The organism is Psychrosphaera ytuae, from assembly GCF_017638545.1.
Lineage (GTDB): Bacteria > Pseudomonadota > Gammaproteobacteria > Enterobacterales > Alteromonadaceae > Psychrosphaera > Psychrosphaera ytuae.
In genome coordinates this window covers 1,903,033-1,922,575 of record NZ_CP072110.1, presented here as the reverse complement: position 1 = coordinate 1,922,575, position 19,543 = coordinate 1,903,033, and the positions used below count along the sequence as shown (strand labels likewise).

Annotated in this window: 13 protein-coding genes and 5 tRNA genes; all 18 read left to right on the top strand. The window is 43.1% G+C overall.

Annotated elements, in window-relative coordinates; translation table 11 throughout:
• Positions 1–525: 525 nt before the first annotated feature.
• The 18 genes from murB to rpoC all read left to right on the top strand — a co-directional run bounded on the left by murB (position 526) and on the right by rpoC (position 19,473).
• Entirely contained in the window at positions 526–1,551 is a 1,026-nt protein-coding gene (gene murB / locus J1N51_RS08555; protein WP_232842772.1) for a UDP-N-acetylmuramate dehydrogenase, read from the top strand.
• Positions 1,551–2,525 carry a bifunctional biotin--[acetyl-CoA-carboxylase] ligase/biotin operon repressor BirA gene (birA, locus tag J1N51_RS08550; RefSeq protein ID WP_208830379.1) on the top strand — a complete coding sequence of 325 codons (975 nt, stop codon included), beginning with the start codon at positions 1,551–1,553 and terminating at the stop codon, positions 2,523–2,525. The genes murB and birA overlap by 1 nt, the downstream gene beginning before the upstream one ends.
• A gap of 22 nt (positions 2,526–2,547) precedes the next feature.
• Positions 2,548–3,246, top strand: coding sequence for a type III pantothenate kinase (locus tag J1N51_RS08545; RefSeq protein WP_208830377.1), 699 nt, complete (start codon positions 2,548–2,550; stop codon positions 3,244–3,246).
• 139 nt (positions 3,247–3,385) lie between these two features.
• Positions 3,386–3,461 (top strand) — tRNA-Thr (locus J1N51_RS08540).
• A gap of 15 nt (positions 3,462–3,476) precedes the next feature.
• A tRNA-Tyr gene (locus tag J1N51_RS08535) sits at positions 3,477–3,561 on the top strand.
• Positions 3,562–3,646: 85 nt separating this feature from the next.
• Positions 3,647–3,721 (top strand) — tRNA-Gly (locus tag J1N51_RS08530).
• Positions 3,722–3,730: 9 nt separating this feature from the next.
• Positions 3,731–3,806 (top strand) — tRNA-Thr (locus J1N51_RS08525).
• Between the two features lie 77 nt (positions 3,807–3,883).
• Entirely contained in the window at positions 3,884–5,068 is a 1,185-nt protein-coding gene (tuf, locus tag J1N51_RS08520) for an elongation factor Tu (protein WP_208830321.1), read from the top strand.
• Positions 5,069–5,382: 314 nt separating this feature from the next.
• On the top strand, positions 5,383–7,065 hold the full coding sequence (locus J1N51_RS08515; RefSeq protein WP_208830375.1) for an amidohydrolase: 1,683 nt from the start codon (positions 5,383–5,385) through the stop codon (positions 7,063–7,065).
• 207 nt (positions 7,066–7,272) lie between these two features.
• Positions 7,273–7,349 (top strand) — tRNA-Trp (locus tag J1N51_RS08510).
• 83 nt (positions 7,350–7,432) lie between these two features.
• A complete protein-coding gene (gene secE, locus J1N51_RS08505; protein ID WP_208830373.1) occupies positions 7,433–7,810 on the top strand; it encodes a preprotein translocase subunit SecE in 378 nt (125 codons plus the stop codon).
• Between the two features lie 4 nt (positions 7,811–7,814).
• A complete protein-coding gene (nusG, locus tag J1N51_RS08500) occupies positions 7,815–8,366 on the top strand; it encodes a transcription termination/antitermination protein NusG (RefSeq protein ID WP_208830371.1) in 552 nt (183 codons plus the stop codon).
• A gap of 184 nt (positions 8,367–8,550) precedes the next feature.
• Entirely contained in the window at positions 8,551–8,979 is a 429-nt protein-coding gene (gene rplK / locus J1N51_RS08495; RefSeq protein WP_208830369.1) for a 50S ribosomal protein L11, read from the top strand.
• A 3-nt stretch (positions 8,980–8,982) separates the two neighbouring features.
• Positions 8,983–9,684 (top strand): 50S ribosomal protein L1, encoded by a 702-nt coding sequence (rplA, locus tag J1N51_RS08490; RefSeq protein WP_208830367.1) that lies wholly within the window; start codon positions 8,983–8,985, stop codon positions 9,682–9,684.
• A gap of 207 nt (positions 9,685–9,891) precedes the next feature.
• On the top strand, positions 9,892–10,380 hold the full coding sequence (gene rplJ / locus J1N51_RS08485; protein WP_208830365.1) for a 50S ribosomal protein L10: 489 nt from the start codon (positions 9,892–9,894) through the stop codon (positions 10,378–10,380).
• A 91-nt stretch (positions 10,381–10,471) separates the two neighbouring features.
• Entirely contained in the window at positions 10,472–10,837 is a 366-nt protein-coding gene (gene rplL, locus J1N51_RS08480) for a 50S ribosomal protein L7/L12 (RefSeq protein ID WP_208830363.1), read from the top strand.
• Positions 10,838–11,190: 353 nt separating this feature from the next.
• Positions 11,191–15,219: a DNA-directed RNA polymerase subunit beta gene (gene rpoB / locus J1N51_RS08475; RefSeq protein ID WP_208830361.1), complete on the top strand. Its 4,029-nt coding sequence runs from the start codon at positions 11,191–11,193 to the stop codon at positions 15,217–15,219.
• Between the two features lie 93 nt (positions 15,220–15,312).
• Positions 15,313–19,473: a DNA-directed RNA polymerase subunit beta' gene (gene rpoC / locus J1N51_RS08470; protein WP_208830359.1), complete on the top strand. Its 4,161-nt coding sequence runs from the start codon at positions 15,313–15,315 to the stop codon at positions 19,471–19,473.
• Positions 19,474–19,543 lie beyond the last annotated feature (70 nt).

The window sequence follows — 19,543 nt, the reverse complement described above, 5'->3', positions numbered from 1 at the left end:
CTGTGCTCGGTCGTCGTTCTTTGCCATCCCTGGCACCACGACACTCGGACTCCTGTCCATCGTTTTTTATTGCCTGCGATTTATCTATTCGAGTATGGCAACCCCATGCGACTAATTCGTCTGGAACGAATTAGAACAGCTTTAGCTGGCCCGAAGGGCGGAGGGCAGGATGCCCGGAGTAATAGAGCTCACCGCCTTATTGTTTAAACCGACAGTTTCGTTAAGATGCTTGCTCCCTCGCTCGGTCGTCGTTCTTTGCCATCCCTGGCACAACGACACTCGGACTCCTTTCCATCGTTTTTTATGCCTGCGATTTACTCAATGTAAAGATTAAAAGATTTGTTAGTACTAGCTAACTAATTGAAGAGGTTCGTCGAATTACTCGTTTTTGTTTAAGATTATATGTTCGTGGTCAACTTAGAACTTTATCAAAGCTACTTTAACGCGACATATATTAGCTTTCGCTAAACGTAGTGTAAAAGTCACTGCTTTCAATGTATAGTTCTCACAAAATGGTAAGAGAGCATGTCCACATTGAATTCCGTCCAAAACCTTCATACTTTCAAATTAAAATCAAACGCAAAAAAGATTTCAATAATTGAAGATGTCACTGAATTAAATCGCTTTGTTGGCAAGGCAAATGGTTATGATTTTGTTGTTCTTGGCGAAGGTTCAAATACCATATTCCTCGAAGACTTTTCTGGTGAAGTAGTTCGTCTAAATTTAAAGGGAAAGGCCATTAAAGAGACGGAAACGGATTATTTTGTAACAGGTGCTGCGAGCGAAAATTGGCATAATTTTGTAGTCTGGCTATTAGAAAATGAAGTGTATGGTTTGGAGAACTTAGCGCTTATACCAGGAACTGTTGGCGCTTCACCGATACAAAATATTGGTGCTTATGGCGTAGAGGTTAAGGACTTTATTTTTAAGGTTGAGTACTTCGATTTAACAGACGGGAGCACAAAAACGCTAGTGAATGAGGAATGCTTCTTTGGCTATCGTGATAGCGTTTTTAAACATAACCTAAAATCAACCGCTGTGATCACTAACGTGACTTTTAAAATTCCTAAAACTTGGGTACCGGTTTGTACTTATGGCGAGCTAGCACAACTAAAAAGCCCCAGTGCAAAGGACATCTTTGATAAGGTGGTTTCTATAAGAGGTTCTAAGTTACCAGATCCAAGTGTATTGGGTAATGCAGGAAGCTTTTTCAAAAACCCTATTGTTGAACGTAACATTGCAGACGAGATAGTAAAACATTACGCCGATGCACCTATTTATCCAACACTTGATAATAAATTTAAGCTTGCTGCTGGTTGGCTGATAGATAAATGTGGATTAAAAGGTTTTGAACATGGTGGTATTGCAGTACACGATAAACAGGCACTAGTTCTAGTTAATAAGTCTGGAGTCGCTCAAGGTAAAGCACTAAAGGAAGTAATTTTAAAAGTGCAAAACACAGTATTTGAAAAATTTTCTGTTGTTCTAGAGACAGAGGTACGACTAATAGGCAGCCAGGGAGAGATTAGTGTCGAAAACGCGGAGCAGTAATGGCTAAACAAGACAATAAAATAGCGATTGCAAAGGCACTTTCGGATGGCAAGTTTCATTCCGGCGAACAACTCGGAAAAGAGCTAGGAATTTCTCGTGCTGCCATTGCAAAGCACGTTAAATCACTAACGCTTTTAGGTATCGATATATTTTCAGTTACGGGTAAGGGCTATCGATTGGCTGAACCGTTCAACTTGATTGATCAACAACGATTGATGGAGCTGTGTGGTAATAACCTCAATATTGAAGTTCATGGAATTATTGACTCTACGAATCAGCGTCTAATGGATTTGATTAGGTCAAAACAGGACATTGATGATGGTTTGACCGTGATATCAGAATGTCAAACGGAAGGCCGTGGCCGTCGTGGCAGATCATGGATAAGCCCTTTTGGCAGTCATATATATTTATCTAGATACTTTAAATCCCATGAAGGGTTAAGTGAGGTAGCAGCACTTAGCCTAGTGATTGGTCTCGCTATTAGTAACGCGATAGAGCGTTACACCGGCGTGGTAGCCGAACTAAAATGGCCAAATGATGTAATGGTTAACAATAAAAAGTTAGCTGGTGTTTTAGTTGAAGCTGAAGGTCAAAGTGATGGCTTTTGTCATTTAGTAATTGGTATAGGGATAAACGTCAATATGCCAGAGGAGTCGGCAGAATTGATCACACAGCCATGGACCGATTTACAAATGGTGTCTAAAAAGACCATAGATAGAAATGAATTTATCGCTGTTCTACTTGCAGAGTTAGACAAGGTCATTGATGCTTTCCGTGTAGATAAATTAACTAAACTGTACAAACTCTGGAATAATAGAAATGCCTTCGAGGGCGATGTGGTAAACATCACCACAGGAGATAGAGTCAAATCCGGTAGATGTATTGGAATAGACGAAACGGGTGCGTTACTTATCGAAGAGGACAATGTAATCTCAAGAATCTTCGGTGGTGAGGTGAGTCTTCGAAGAGCATAAGAGCGCCAACAAGAGTCAAAAAATGAAATTGTTAATAGATAGTGGAAACACTCGTTGTAAATACGCCGTAGCTGATGAGACTGGTATCCAATTAGTTTCTCATGATCAAGCACTAAAGCAGTTTAATTTGTTTGATGCTGTTATTTATTCCGACGTTTCTAACTCAAAAGAACTGAATGACTTTTTGGTTCTAGCAAAAGAGCAGGGTGTTACTGCTAAAGAAGTAGTAACTGAACAACAGTCATTTGGTGTGGTTTCGGGTTATAACGATTTCAAAACTCTAGGTGTCGACCGTTGGCTTGGCGTATTGGCGGTTGACCTCTTATTTCCAAATCAAGTGTGTGTCGTTGTTGATGCTGGAACAGCAATAACTGTTGATGTCATCGATCATCAAAAACAACATCTCGGCGGTTGGATAGTTCCGGGATTACACCTAATGGAACAGAGTATCATCGATAGGGCACCAAAAGTTTTCTCCAACGAGGCTCCAATATTAGAACCCTTCGGTACTTCTACACCCAACGCGTTAAGAAGTGGTGTTATCAATATGGCAACAGGTACAGTAGAGAAGGCGATCCGATTATGTAGTGACATGAATAATGGATCGGTACGTCCCAAAGTTATCCTAACTGGCGGTGACGCTGCACTTATAGGTCAAAATTTGGAAGGAGAATTTGAATTAATCGACAATTTGATTTTTGTTGGATTAAATCGATTCTAGTCGTTTTGTTGAATTAATTGTCAAATTTTATCCTTTTTGTTTAAAACATCATCAAACAAACGAAAAACACAAAAAAACTTCGCACAAACTCTTGCACAATCAAAAGTCTTCCCATAGAATTCGCCCCACTTGATGACGTGCCGACTTAGCTCAGTTGGTAGAGCAACTGACTTGTAATCAGTAGGTCGCCAGTTCGATTCCGGCAGTCGGCACCATCAAATCTTACTCGTGGAGGGGTTCCCGAGTGGCCAAAGGGATCAGACTGTAAATCTGACGGCTCTGCCTTCGGTGGTTCGAATCCACCTCCCTCCACCACTTTTCTTTTATTGAGACACATCGTCTTGGTAAATCAAAGGTCGGCTCGCGACCTTAAAAGCTTGGGTCGTGAAGTCGTGTCTACGCGAGCATCGTATAATGGCTATTACCTCAGCCTTCCAAGCTGATGATGCGGGTTCGATTCCCGCTGCTCGCTCCAAACATCTTTGCTGATATAGCTCAGTCGGTAGAGCGCACCCTTGGTAAGGGTGAGGTCGGCAGTTCAAATCTGCCTATCAGCACCACTTCTTTTCTTCTCATGCTATTATTATTAACTCACGCTTTTTGCGTATTACTTAAATAAACTTATATAGGTCTGAAAATGGCAAGAGAAAAGTTTGAACGTACGAAACCGCACGTTAACGTTGGTACAATCGGTCACGTTGACCACGGTAAAACTACACTAACTGCAGCAATCACGAACGTACTTGCAAAAGTATACGGTGGTGAAGCAAAAGATTTCGCACAAATCGATAATGCTCCAGAAGAGCGTGAGCGTGGTATCACAATCTCAACTTCACACGTTGAGTACGACACTCCAACTCGTCACTACGCACACGTAGACTGTCCAGGACACGCTGACTATGTTAAAAACATGATCACTGGTGCTGCACAGATGGACGGCGCGATCCTAGTTGTTGCTGCAACAGACGGTCCAATGCCACAGACTCGTGAGCACATCCTACTTTCACGTCAGGTTGGTGTACCTTACATCGTAGTATTCATGAACAAATGTGACATGGTAGACGACGAAGAGTTACTAGAATTAGTAGAAATGGAAGTACGTGAACTACTTTCTGAGTACGAATTCCCAGGTGACGACCTACCATTAATCCAAGGTTCAGCTCTTAAAGCACTAGAAGGCGAGAAAGAGTGGGAAGACAAGATTGTTGAATTAGCAGAAGCGCTAGATTCATACATCCCAGAGCCAGAGCGTGACATCGATAAGCCATTCATCATGCCTATCGAAGACGTATTCTCAATCTCAGGTCGTGGTACAGTAGTAACAGGTCGTGTTGAGCGCGGTATCATCAATACTGGTGACGAAGTTGAAATCGTAGGTATCAAAGAAACTACAAAGACAACTTGTACAGGTGTTGAGATGTTCCGTAAGCTTCTAGACGAAGGTCGTGCAGGTGAGAACATTGGTGCATTGTTACGTGGTACTAAGCGTGACGAAGTTGAGCGTGGTCAAGTACTAGCGAAGCCAGGTTCAATCAACCCACACACTAAGTTCGAATCAGAAGTATACGTACTATCTAAAGAAGAAGGTGGTCGTCATACTCCATTCTTCAAAGGTTACCGTCCACAGTTCTACTTCCGTACAACAGACGTAACAGGTGCAGTTGAGTTACCAGAAGGCGTAGAAATGGTAATGCCAGGTGACAACATCAAGATGGTTGTTGAGCTAATCGCTCCAATCGCGATGGACGAAGGCCTACGTTTCGCTATCCGTGAAGGTGGCCGTACTGTAGGTGCTGGTGTTGTTGCATCAATCCTAGACTAATCTGTTATTTATAACTGATTATTGAAAAGGCTCCTTCGGGAGCCTTTTTTGTTTTGCGGTTACCGAAAACTTTGTCCTGCATTTTCGGCTTTTCCACCGTCCCTGGTGGTCAAGCTCATGTGCATTTGCACACTGCGCGCTTCTTCCTCGGTCTAACCTCATGATCGAACCCGATAGATTAAAATAAAAAAGCGCTCTTTGAGCGCTTTTTTTGTTTTTGGACGTTCAAAGCCGGTCGCCTAACACTCTAGTCTTACTCATTCTCCATTTTATTGTTACGCTAAGTCATAGTTTAAAAAATAGGCTTAAGTAATATGAAAACTAAAATAATATCCATTACTGCAATCCTTATGTCTGTATTTTCAGTTGCTACAAATGCTGAACCTACCGTCATTACAAATGTTAAGGGATATACCTACACCACTTCTGAAGAGTTTGTTACGTTTGATTCAATTGCGTTTGAAGATGGAAAAATTCTCGCAGTGGGCGATAAATCTATAGTGTCTCAATACCCAGACGCGAAGGTTACTGATGGCAAAGGTAAAACCATGTTACCTGGTATTATCGATGGTCATGGCCATATGCTTGGGCTTGGTTTTAACCAATTAAATGTTGATGTAAGAGATTTAAAATCTGCTCAAGAAACTGCAAAAAAAGTGGCGCAATATGCGGCCAAAAACCCTCAAGTAACTTGGATAAAAGGAAGAGGCTGGAACCAAGAAATATGGCCTGAAAACAAATATCCTACCGCTAAGCAGTTAGATGAATATATCTCTGATCGTCCTGTATATCTCAGTCGCGTTGATGGTCATGCAGCGTGGTTAAATACCAAAGCGATGGAATTGGCGGGTATTACCCGTAACTCTATTTCGCCAGAAGGTGGCGAAATAATAAAAGATAAGGATGGTAATCCAACTGGCGTTCTTATCGACAACGCTGAAGTTTTGGTTATGGAAAAAATTCCAGCGCCGAGCCAGGCTGAAATGGCCCTTGCTTTAAATACAGCGAACGATCACTTACTTTCATTGGGTGTTACCAGTATGCACGACGCAGGAATCGACTTGGATACATATAATTTGTATCGCGCGAAAGCCGACAGTAAAGAGCTCGATGTCCGAATTTATGGCATGCTTGCCGCGACAGATCCGAACTTAGAGTTGATGTTGAAGCAGGGGTACATCAGTGACGAAAATGATTTTTTATCAATTCGAAGCGTAAAAATATACGGCGACGGTGCTTTAGGAAGTAGAGGTGCAGCCTTGCTCGAACCATACCACGATGACCGCCATAATCAGGGGCTATTAGTCACTTCCAAAGAGAAACTAACCCCGCTTTTTGACACTATTTTGGCACACCGCTTTCAAATCAATATTCACGCCATTGGTGACAGAGCGAATCGAATTGCCCTGGATGAATTTGAACGTGTGTTTAAGAAGCCAGAGTCAACGTTGATTAACGGCGACGCTTTACGTCATAGAGTCGAGCACGCTCAGGTTGTGCATCCTGAAGATATACCTAGATTTAAAACACTCAATATTATTCCTTCAATGCAGCCAACACATGCAACGTCAGATAAGAGTATGGCACCAAAACGCATAGGAGAGGCTCGATTAAAAGGCGCTTATGCATGGCAATCCTTTTTGAAACAGGGTTCTAAAATCGTCGCGGGTTCGGATTTTCCAGTAGAATTAGCAAATCCTTTCTTTGGCGTTCATGCTGCTGTAGCAAGGCAAGACCGAGATAACCAGCCACAGGGCGGATGGATAATGGAAGAGGCCATGACAGTTAAACAAGCCTTAAAAGCCTTTACTATCGACGCAGCATTCGGCGCACATCAAGAAACGAAAATAGGAGGTCTGCAAGCTGGAAAATGGGCTGACTTCATTTTGTTAGATCAAGATATCTTTGCCGTCCAACCTAAAGATCTCTGGAAAACAAGAGTATTAGAAACATGGGTCGCTGGTAAGCGAGTATTTAAAAACAAATCAACGCAATAACCCTAACATTTTGCCCAATAGACTGATGAGGTGAATAAAGATCCGGACCGATCTACGCCTCGTCTCTATAAAGGTTTTTATTGCGTCATATTAACAGTTAAGTATAATGGCGCTCCCGCTTTTATGATTCCCTTAAAAAATAAGACTTCACAAAAGTGGTGTATGTGTTCATTGGGCAAATAATGAACACGAAATGGATGTTGTTGCAGGGGCGTAGTTCCAATTGGTAGAACAGCGGTCTCCAAAACCGATGGTTGGGGGTTCGAGTCCCTCCGCCCCTGCCAAACCTCAAACGACAGGATTTTATGAGTGTTGTCGTTTGGGGTTTTATGACAATTTTTACAAATGTAGTAACTAAGGTGTTTCAATGAGTGCCAACGTAGAACAGTCAAACAATGGACTGGATGTAGTAAAATGGGTAATTGCTATCGCTTTATTAGCGGGTGCAGTAATCGCGAATAACATGTTTGACCAAGAGTCTGTACTAATCCGTGCTGTCGGTGTTGTAGCAGCAGTTGTTATTGCAGGTTTCTTTGCTGCAACAACAGCAAAAGGTAAAACGTTTATTGGTTTTGCTAAAGAATCGAACAAAGAAGTTCGCAAAGTTATTTGGCCTTCACGTCAAGAAGCAACGCAAACTACACTGATTATTTTTGCCGCTACTGCAGTTATCGCGATTATTCTATATTTCTTAGATATGTTTTTACGCTGGGCAGTAGCTCTACTTACAGGTATAGGAGCTTAATTGCATGTCTGAATCAGAAAACAAACTTCGTTGGTACGTAGTTCAAGCCTACTCTGGTTATGAAGGCCGTGTGGCTAAATCATTAGAAGAGCACATTAAGATCGAAGGTATGGAAGATTACTTTGGTCGTGTATTAGTACCAACTGAAGAAGTTGTTGAGATGCGTGCAGGTCAAAAGCGTCGCTCAGAGCGTAAGTTTTTCCCAGGCTATGTGCTTGTAGAAATCGCGATGAACGAAGAAGCTTGGCACTTAGTTAAAAATACACCTCGTGTATTAGGCTTCATCGGTGGTACTTCAGATCGTCCTGCGCCTATCTCAAACCGCGAAGCAGAAGCAATTCTTAACCGCCTAGAAGAAAACGTTGATAAGCCGAAGCCGAAAACGTTGTTTGAACCGGGTGAAGTGGTTCGTGTTACTGATGGTCCATTTGCTGACTTCAATGGTGTTGTTGAAGAAGTGGATTACGAAAAGAGCCGAGTTAAAGTATCAGTACTTATCTTCGGTCGTTCTACCCCAGTTGAACTTGAGTTTGGTCAGGTAGAAAAAGACAAATAATCACAATTCTAAATGGAATTTTGGTATTGAAAAGGGTCGCGATTGTCTATATAATGCGCGACCCTTTTGTTTGTGTCTGAACATAATTTTTTGTTCGATTTACAAACAAAGTTTTAAACCGGGAAGCCGATAAGTAAGAAACCTCGTTCTTACTAGGCAATGACCCATAAATGAGGAAGCTAAAATGGCTAAAAAAGTTGAAGCCCTAATCAAGTTGCAAGTTGCAGCTGGTATGGCAAACCCAAGTCCTCCAGTTGGTCCTGCTCTAGGTCAACATGGTGTGAACATCATGGAATTCTGTAAAGCGTTTAATGCTAAAACAGGTGAAATGGACAAAGGTGCTCCAGTACCTGTTGTTATCTCTGTTTACAACGATCGCTCTTTTACATTTGAAACTAAGACTCCACCTGCATCTTACTTGCTTAAGAAAGCAGCTGGCATCAAGTCTGGTTCAGGTCGTCCAAACACTGAAAAAGTGGGTACGGTTACACGTGCACAGTTGGAAGAAATCGTTAAGACTAAAGAACCAGATCTAACTGCAGCCGACATGGATGCAGCAGTACGTACTATTGCCGGCTCTGCTCGTGCAATGGGCTTGAATGTAGAGGGTTAATCAATGGCTAAATTAACAAAACGCGCACGTTTAATTCGTGAAAAAGTTGATGCAACTCGTGAATACGGCATCGAAGAAGCGGTAGCTCTACTTAAAGAATTAGCGACAGCTAAATTCACTGAAAGCGTAGATGTTGCAATCAACCTAGGCATCGATCCTCGTAAATCTGACCAAAACGTTCGTGGTGCAACTGTACTACCAAACGGTACTGGTAAAGACGTTCGCGTTGCAGTATTTACACAAGGTGCAAACGCTGACGCTGCTAAAGAAGCAGGCGCTGACGTTGTAGGTATGGAAGACCTTGCTGAGCAAGTTAAAGCTGGCGAAATGAACTTCGACGTTGTTGTTGCATCTCCAGATGCAATGCGTGTTGTTGGTCAATTAGGTCAAATCTTAGGCCCACGTGGTCTTATGCCTAACCCTAAAGTTGGCACAGTAACTCCAGACGTAGCAACTGCAGTTAAAAATGCAAAAGCTGGTCAGGTTCGTTACCGCAACGATAAGAACGGTATCGTACACGCTTCTATCGGCAAAGCTGACTTTGACGTTGCTGCTCTTAAAGGCAACTTAGAAACATTACTAGGCGCGATTCTTAAAGCGAAGCCTGCTTCAGCAAAAGGTACTTACATCAAGAAAGTTTCTCTTTCTACAACGATGGGTGCTGGCGTTACACTAGACCAAGCGTCTGTAACTGCTGAAAAGTAATAAAAAATTCGGGTTGAGGTACTACTAGTTAGTGCCTCCATCCAAGACCGTAGGTGTTAGCGTGAATTATCACAATAACTTAATTTCCTACGCAGATGGTGATAACCCCAGAAGATTCCACTTCTGGCTTTCACCGGAACCGTTCAAGACTTGTCTTGAACATAATCAAAATGGCCTAGGTCATTTTAATAACCAGGAGAAAAGCTAATGGCATTAAATCTTGATGGCAAAAAAGCAATCGTTGCTGAAGTCCAAGAAGCAGCCAAAGACGCTCTGTCTGCAGTAGTAGCAGACGCTCGTGGTGTATCTGTAACTGCAATCACTGAACTTCGTAAAGAAGCTCGTGACAACGGTGTTTGGATGAAGGTTGTTCGCAACACTTTAGCTAAGCGCGCAGTTGAAGGTACTGACTTCGAATGTCTTTCTGATGCATTTGTAGGTCCTACGCTAATCGCGTTCTCTAAAGAGCACCCAGGTGTTGGCGCACGTCTTTTCAAAGACTTCGCTAAGAAGAACGAAGCGTTCGAACTAAAAACAGCGTCATTTGAAGGCGACGTAGTAGATGTTGAGCTACTTGCTTCACTACCTACATACGACGAAGCTATCGCACGTTTGATGAGTGTTATGAAAGAAGCTTCTGCAGGCAAACTAGTGAAGACACTAGCTGCAGTAAAAGAAGCGAAAGAAGCTGCTTAATTTTAATTAGCCTCGTGCTATTAAATTTGCAGTTTTTAGGTGAAAGTTATTACAAGCGAATAAATCGCTTAAACAAGTTAGGAATTTAAAAATGTCTGTAACTAAAGAACAAATCTTAGACGCAGTTGCTGAAATGTCAGTAATGGAAGTAGTTGAACTAGTTGAAGCTATGGAAGAAAAATTCGGTGTAACTGCAGCTGCTGCTGTTGTTGCTGGTCCAGCTGGCGGTGACGCTGCTGAAGAGAAGACTGAATTCGACGTAATCCTAGCGTCTGCTGGCGGTAACAAAGTTGCTGCTATCAAAGCGGTACGTGGTGCAACTGGTCTTGGTCTTAAAGAAGCTAAAACTTTGGTTGAGTCTGCTCCAGCACCAATCAAAGAAGGTGTTTCTAAAGAAGAAGCAGAAGAGCTTAAAGCACAGCTTGAAGAAGCAGGTGCAACTGTTGAGCTTAAATAATCTATCTTTACATAGATTATCTGCCTAAAATTTAGGCATGGGCTGGTGATAAAATATCACCGGCCTTTTTGCGCTATAACTGTCTAAAAACTTTTATAGTGCAGTAAATGATGGTAAAACTTTTTTATACCACCATTTGTAGTTAAGAATTACATGGACTTAGGCGCAAATCGTTGTATTAAAGTTCACTGTTTGTGAACCAACTAGAGGCAGATTTGCCTTGGTAAATGCCTAAAGACCTGTGTTTCTTGCTACTGAAGCGGGTTATAGCAAATTTTTGCTGTTAAAAGGTAGTCTGCGGCAATGCGCCTAGCAGGCTAATAGGGTCTAAAATCAGCAAGCTGAGGAACCACATGGCTTACTCTTATTCTGAAAAGAAACGAATTCGTAAGGATTTTGGCAAACGCGAACACGTTTTGGACATGCCTTATCTTCTACAAGTTCAGCTTGAATCATACAACAAGTTTATTGAAGCGGACGTAGACGGTAACAACGGCATCGAAGCGGCATTCCGTTCTGTTTTCCCTATCAAGAGCTATTCTGGTAGTGCCGAATTACAATTTGTTAGCTATCGCATCGGCGAACCTGTGTTCGATGTGAAAGAATGTCAAATTCGCGGCGTTACATATGCAGCACCACTTCGTGTGAAACTGCGTTTAGTTCTAATGGACAAAGAAGCTGCTCCTGGTACTGTAAAAGATATCAAAGAGCAAGAAGTTTACATGGGTGAAATGCCGTTAATGACAGAAAACGGTACTTTCGTAATCAATGGTACTGAGCGAGTTATCGTATCTCAGTTACACCGTTCACCAGGTGTATTCTTCGATCACGACAAAGGTAAGACTCACTCTTCAGGTAAAGTTTTATATAATGCCCGCGTTATTCCTTACCGTGGATCTTGGTTAGACTTTGAATTCGACCCTAAAGATAACTTATTCGTACGTATTGACCGTCGTCGTAAATTACCTGCGTCTATCATTCTTCGTGCACTAGAATACTCTACTGAAGAAATTCTAGAGATGTTCTACGATTTCATTTCAATTGAAATCAAAGGCGAAAAGATTTTGATGGAACTTCAACCTTCACGCTTACGCGGTGAAACTGCAGTATTTGATATCAAAGATGCAGATGGTGAAGTAATCGTAGAAACTGGCCGTCGTATTACTGCTCGTCACATCCGTCAGATGGAAAAAGCAGGAATCAACCAAATTGAAGTACCTCATGAGTACATCATCGACAAAGTTCTAGCGAAGAACTACATCGATGAATCTACTGGTGAAGTGATTGCGAACGCAAACGATCTAATCAGCCTAGAGCTATTAGCGAAGCTAGCGCAAGCAGGCCACAAATCTTTCGAGATCATTTACACAAACGAACTTGATCACGGTTCTTACATCTCTGACACATTGCGCATTGATAGCTCAACGAATCGCCTAGAAGCGTTGATCGAAATCTACCGCATGATGCGTCCTGGTGAGCCACCGACAAAAGACTCGGCTGAAGCTTTATTTGATAACCTATTCTTCTCTCTAGAGCGTTATGATTTATCCTCTGTAGGTCGAATGAAGTTCAACCGTCGTGTTGGTCGTGATGACTTAACCGGTGAAGGCACATTAAGCAATGATGACATCATTGATGTTATGAAAGTGTTGATCGGTATTCGTGATGGTAAAGGCGATGTTGACGATATTGACCACTTAGGTAACCGTCGTATTCGTTCTGTTGGTGAAATGGCTGAAAACCAATTCCGTGTTGGTCTAGTACGTGTAGAACGTGCTGTTAAAGAGCGCCTAAGCTTAGGTGACTTAGACAACACAACACCACAAGATCTAATTAATGCTAAGCCGATTTCTGCAGCAATCAAAGAATTCTTTGGTTCGAGCCAGTTATCTCAGTTCATGGACCAAAACAACCCTCTATCAGAAGTAACGCACAAGCGTCGTATTTCTGCCTTAGGCCCAGGTGGTTTGACTCGTGAACGCGCAGGCTTCGAAGTTCGAGACGTTCACCCGACTCACTATGGTCGTGTATGTCCAATCGAAACTCCGGAAGGTCCAAACATCGGTCTAATTAACTCATTATCTGTTTACGCTCGCGTAAACTCATACGGTTTCTTAGAAACACCATACCGCCGTGTTGTAGACGGTCAGGTAACAGGTGAAATCGATTACCTTTCTGCAATCGAAGAAGATAAGTTCGTAATCGCTCAGGCGAGTGCGGAAATGGACGCGGAAGGCCGCTTAGTGGCTGAACTTGTACCATGTCGTTATAAAAACGAATTTACTATTACATCTGCTGACCAAGTTCAATACATGGACGTGGCTCCACAGCAGGTTGTATCAGTAGCGGCAAGTTTGATCCCGTTCCTAGAACACGATGATGCTAACCGTGCCCTAATGGGTGCGAACATGCAACGTCAAGCAGTACCAACTCTACGCGCTGATAAGCCGTTAGTAGGTACAGGTGTTGAAGCAACTGTAGCTAAAGACTCTGGTGTAACAGTTGTTGCTAAGCGTGGCGGTGTAATCGACTACGCCGATGCGTCTCGTATCGTTGTTAAAGTTAACGAAAACGAATGCTTACCTGGTGAAGCAGGTATCGACATCTACAACTTGACGAAATACACACGTTCTAACCAAAACAAATGTATTAACCAAAAAACTACTGTATTTGCTGGTGAGCCAGTACAACGCGGTGACGTGTTAGCTGACGGTCCATCAACAGACCTAGGTGAATTAGCACTTGGTCAAAACATGCGCGTGGCATTCATGCCGTGGAATGGTTACAACTTCGAGGATTCAATCCTTGTTTCTGAGCGTGTTGTTCAAGAAGATCGTTTAACAACAATCCACATCCAAGAATTAAGCTGTGTGGCTCGTGATACTAAGTTAGGTCCTGAAGAAATCACTTCAGATATCCCTAACGTTGGTGAAGCAGCACTAGGTAAATTGGATGATTCAGGTGTTGTTTATATCGGTGCTGAAGTTAAAGGCGGCGATATCCTTGTAGGTAAAGTAACACCTAAGGGCGAAACTCAATTAACACCAGAAGAAAAGCTATTACGTGCAATCTTCGGTGAAAAAGCGTCAGACGTAAAAGACAGTTCATTGCGTGTACCTAACTCTGTTTCTGGTACGGTAATTGACGTTCAAGTCTTTACTCGTGATGGCGTAGAAAAAGACAAGCGTGCACTAGACATCGAAGAGATGCAGCTAGCGCAAGCTAAGAAAGACTTAAACGAAGAATTCCGTATTCTTGAGAACAACACGTTCTCTCGTACACGTGAACTCCTAGTAGCAAGTGGCTTAAACGCTGATGACGTTGCTAAGTTAGAAGGCGACAAATTGTTCCAGCAAAGCTTAAGCGACGAAGGTAGCCAAGCTGAATTAGAACAGCTAGCAGCAAGCTACGAAGAACTGCGTGCAGAATACGAGAAGAAGTATGAAATCAAGCGTCGTAAGATCACACAAGGTGATGATCTAGCGCCTGGCGTACTTAAAATCGTTAAAGTTTACTTAGCTGTTAAACGTCGTATTCAGCCTGGTGATAAAATGGCTGGTCGTCACGGTAACAAAGGTGTTATCTCAACTATCGTTCCGGTAGAAGATATGCCACATGACGAACACGGCACACCAGTAGATATCGTACTTAACCCTCTGGGCGTACCATCGCGTATGAACATCGGTCAGATTTTAGAAACTCACCTAGGTATGGCCGCTCGTGGTCTTGGTGAAAAACTAGACCGCATGATCAAAGAGCAAAAAGAATTAGCGGAAATCCGTGAGTTCTTAGGCAAAGTTTACGCGTCAGGTACATCACGTCAGGAAGTTGATATTGATAGCTTCTCTGATGATGAAGTACGTCGTCTTGCTGAAAACCTTCGCGCCGGTGTTCCAATTGCAACACCAGTATTCGACGGTGCAGCTGAAGAAGAAATTAAAGACTTATTTGAACTAGCCGACATGCCGCGTAGTGGTCAATTCACACTATTTGACGGTCGTACAGGTAACGAATTTGAGCGTAAAGTAACAGTTGGTTACATGTACATGCTTAAACTTAACCACTTGGTTGACGATAAGATGCACGCTCGTTCAACTGGTTCGTACAGCTTAGTTACGCAGCAGCCACTTGGTGGTAAAGCTCAGTTCGGTGGTCAGCGTTTCGGTGAGATGGAAGTATGGGCACTTGAAGCATACGGTGCGGCATATACCCTTCAAGAAATGCTAACGGTTAAGTCAGATGACGTGAATGGTCGTACTAAGATGTATAAGAACATCGTAGATGGCGACCACCGTATGGAACCTGCGATTCCAGAATCATTCAACGTATTGTTGAAAGAGATTCGCTCGCTAGGTCTAAACATCGAGCTGGAAGAAGAATAAGCCAATCGGGAAACCGAAAGGTAGTTTAAATTGAGTGGTGGGGCGTAACTTCACAATTGCGCCCCTATGTTTCACTCCGACAGGAGAACAAAAGTGAAAGACTTACTTAAGTTTTTGAAACAACAAAATAAAAGCGAAGAGTTTGATTCAATTCGAATCGGCTTAGCGTCACCAGACGTAGTTCGCTCTTGGTCTTTTGGTGAAGTTAAAAAGCCTGAGACCATTAACTATCGTACGTTCAAACCTGAGCGTGATGGTTTATTCTGTGCGCGTATTTTCGGCCCAGTGAAAGATTACGAGTGTTTGTGCGGTAAGTACAAGCGTCTTAAACACCGTGGTGTTATCTGTGAAAAATGTGGCGTTGAAGTAACGTTGACTAAAGTGCGTCGTGAGCGCATGGGTCACATCGAGCTAGCTAGCCCGGTTGCACACATCTGGTTCCTTAAGTCACTTCCGTCTCGTATCGGCTTAATGCTTGATATGACGTTACGTGATATCGAACGTGTTCTTTACTTCGAATCATACGCAGTAACAGAGCCGGGCATGACGACACTTGAAAAAGGTCAAATGCTTTCGGAAGAAGAATACCTAGATGCATTAGAAGAGCACGGTGATGAGTTTGATGCGAAGATGGGTGCCGAAGCGGTATTCGAACTTCTTAAAGACATCGACATCAACCAGCAATACGCAGAAATGAAAGAAGAACTACCTACAGTTACTTCTGAAACTAAGCGTAAAAAATTAACTAAGCGTTTGAAGTTAATGGAAGCATTCGTTCAATCTGGCAACCGCCCAGAGTGGATGGTAATGACTGTACTTCCTGTACTTCCACCTGATCTACGTCCTTTAGTACCTCTAGACGGTGGTCGTTTTGCGACTTCAGACCTGAACGACTTATACCGTCGTGTAATCAACCGTAACAACCGTTTGAAGCGTCTTCTTGACCTAGCGGCTCCGGACATCATTGTTCGCAACGAAAAACGTATGTTACAAGAAGCGGTTGATGCGTTATTAGATAACGGTCGTCGTGGTCGTGCGATTACTGGTTCTAATAAGCGTCCTCTTAAGTCTTTGGCAGATATGATCAAAGGTAAGCAAGGTCGTTTCCGTCAGAACCTACTAGGTAAGCGTGTTGACTACTCTGGTCGTTCTGTAATCACAGTTGGTCCTACTCTTAAGTTACACCAATGTGGTCTACCTAAGAAAATGGCACTTGAGTTATTCAAGCCATTTATCTACGGCAAATTAGAAATTCGTGGCATGGCTACAACCATCAAAGCTGCGAAGAAAATGGTAGAAAGAGAAGCAGCAGAAGTTTGGGATATCTTAGATGAAGTTATCCGTGAACACCCTGTAATGCTTAACCGTGCACCAACGCTTCACCGTCTTGGTATCCAAGCGTTTGAACCGGTACTTATCGAAGGTAAAGCGATTCAGCTTCACCCACTAGTTTGTGCGGCATACAACGCCGACTTCGATGGTGACCAAATGGCGGTACACGTACCTCTAACGCTAGAAGCGCAGTTAGAAGCGCGTGCTCTTATGATGTCTACAAACAACATCCTATCTCCAGCGAATGGTGAGCCAATCATCGTTCCTTCACAGGACGTTGTATTAGGTCTTTACTACATGACTCGTGATCGCATTAACGCGAAAGGCGAAGGTCAAGTATTTAAAGATCCTAAAGAAGCAGAAAAAGCATATCGTTCAGGAAATGCAGATCTACACGCACGCGTTAAAGTACGTATGCAAGAAGTTACTATCGCCGCTGACGGTGAGCGTACTTCTAAGACTGTTATCAAAGAAACAACGGTTGGCCGTGCGATTTTATCAATGATTGCACCTGAAGGTTTCCCGTTTGATCTGATGAACCAAGCGATCGGTAAGAAACAAATCTCAATGTTAATCAATGAGTGTTACCGTCGACTAGGTATCAAAGATACTGTCGTTTTTGCTGACCAAATCATGTACACAGGTTTCCACTATGCGATGCTAGCGGGTAACTCAATCGGTATCGATGATATGGTTATCCCACAAGCTAAGTACGATCTTATCGAAGACGCGCAAGCAGAAGTTGCTGAGATCCAAGACCAGTTCCAACAAGGTCTTGTAACTGCTGGTGAGAAGTACAACAAAGTAATCGATATTTGGTCTACTGCGAACGAAAAAGTTTCGAAGGCGATGATGGACAACCTTTCTACTGAAACGGTAATTAACCGTGACGGTGAAGAGGAAACTCAACCTTCATTCAACAGCGTATTTATGATGGCCGACTCTGGTGCTCGTGGTAGTGCGGCACAGATTCGTCAGCTAGCTGGTATGCGTGGTCTAATGGCTAAGCCAGATGGCTCAATCATCGAAACACCAATCACGGCAAACTTCCGTGAAGGTCTAAACGTACTTCAGTACTTCATCTCGACTCACGGTGCTCGTAAAGGTCTAGCCGATACCGCACTTAAGACAGCGAACTCGGGTTACCTAACACGTCGTCTTGTTGATGTTGGTCAAGATTTGGTTGTTAACGAAGTTGATTGTGGCACGACCGAAGGTCTAGTCATGAAGCCACTAATTGAAGGTGGTGACGTTGTTGAACCACTTCGTGAACGTGTACTAGGTCGTGTAACGCTATCTGACGTTACTGCACCTAACTCTGACGAAGTATTAGTTGAAGCAGGCGTTATGCTTGACGAAAAACTGTGTGACCTTTTAGAAGCGCACTCAGTTGACGAAGTTGAAGTTCGTTCAATCATTACTTGTGACAACGACTTTGGTGTTTGTGCAATGTGTTACGGTCGTGACCTTGCTCGTGGTCACCTTATCAACCAAGGTGAAGCAGTTGGTGTTATCGCAGCTCAGTCGATTGGTGAGCCAGGTACACAGCTTACGATGCGTACGTTCCACATCGGTGGTGCGGCATCACGAAACACTGCAGCAAACAGCGTACAAGTTAAGAACGACGGTACAATCCGTCTTCACAATGCTAAGCACGTTACGAATGCAGACGGTAAACTAGTAATTACCTCTCGTTCAGCAGAAGTAACGGTAATCGATGACCACGGTCGTGAGCGTGAGCGTTACAAGCTACCTTACGGTGCTGTAATGACGATTGCTGACGGTGCAGAGGTAAAAGGTAACGATACTGTTGCTAACTGGGACCCGCATTCACACCCAATTATCGTAGAACGTCCAGCTAAGATTCAATTCTCTGACGTTGAAGAAGCGAACACTGAGGTTCAAACTGATGAACTTACAGGTCTAACTCGTACCGTAGTTAAAGACTTGTCTTTAGCAAATGCGAAAGAGCCAAAGTTAATCATGGACGCTGGTGATTCAGGTCTTCAGGAAATCCGTCTACCTTCATTCACTACAATTGAAGTACGTGATGGTGCAGACGTAGTTCCGGGTGACGTACTAGCGCGTATCCCACAAGAAGGTTCGAAGACTCGTGATATCACGGGTGGTCTACCTCGAGTTGCGGACTTATTTGAAGCACGTAAGCCTAAAGAGCCTGCAATCCTTGCAGAAATCTCTGGTGTTGTAAGCTTCGGTAAAGAAACGAAAGGTAAGAAGCGTCTAGTAATCACTCCAGCTGAGGGTGATGCGCACGAAGAGATGATTCCTAAGTGGCGTCAGCTTAACGTGTTTGAAGGTGAATCAGTTGAGCGCGGCGAAGTTATCGCTGACGGTCCAGAGTCACCACATGACATTCTACGCTTACGTGGTATTACTGCATTCTCGAACTACATCGTAAATGAAGTTCAAGAAGTTTACCGCTTACAGGGTGTAAAAATTAACGACAAGCACATCGAAGCGATCTGTCGTCAGATGTTACGTAAAGCAATCATCACAGATGCTGGCCAATCAGAGTTCTTAGTTGGTGAGCAAGTTGAAGTATCAACAGTGAAAATTGCAAACCGTAAGCTTGCAGCTGAAGGTAAAGACTTAGTTAAATTCGATCGCGACTTACTAGGTATTACTAAAGCGTCACTTGCTACTGAATCATTCATCTCTGCGGCGTCGTTCCAAGAAACAACGCGCGTATTGACTGAAGCAGCGGTAAGCGGCAAGCGTGATGAATTACGTGGTCTAAAAGAAAACGTAATCGTTGGTCGTCTGATCCCTGCAGGTACAGGTTTCAGCTATCATCAAGAAAAAGCAGCTGCAGCAGCCGCTTTTGATGAAGCAGAAGAAACAGTATCAGCTGAAGATGCAGAGCAAGCATTAGCAGACGCGTTAAACGCCGAAGCTGAATAATTGACTGCTTAAAGTTTGAAAAAGCCCGCTTAATTAGCGGGCTTTTTTATAGCTAAACTATCAAATCAGT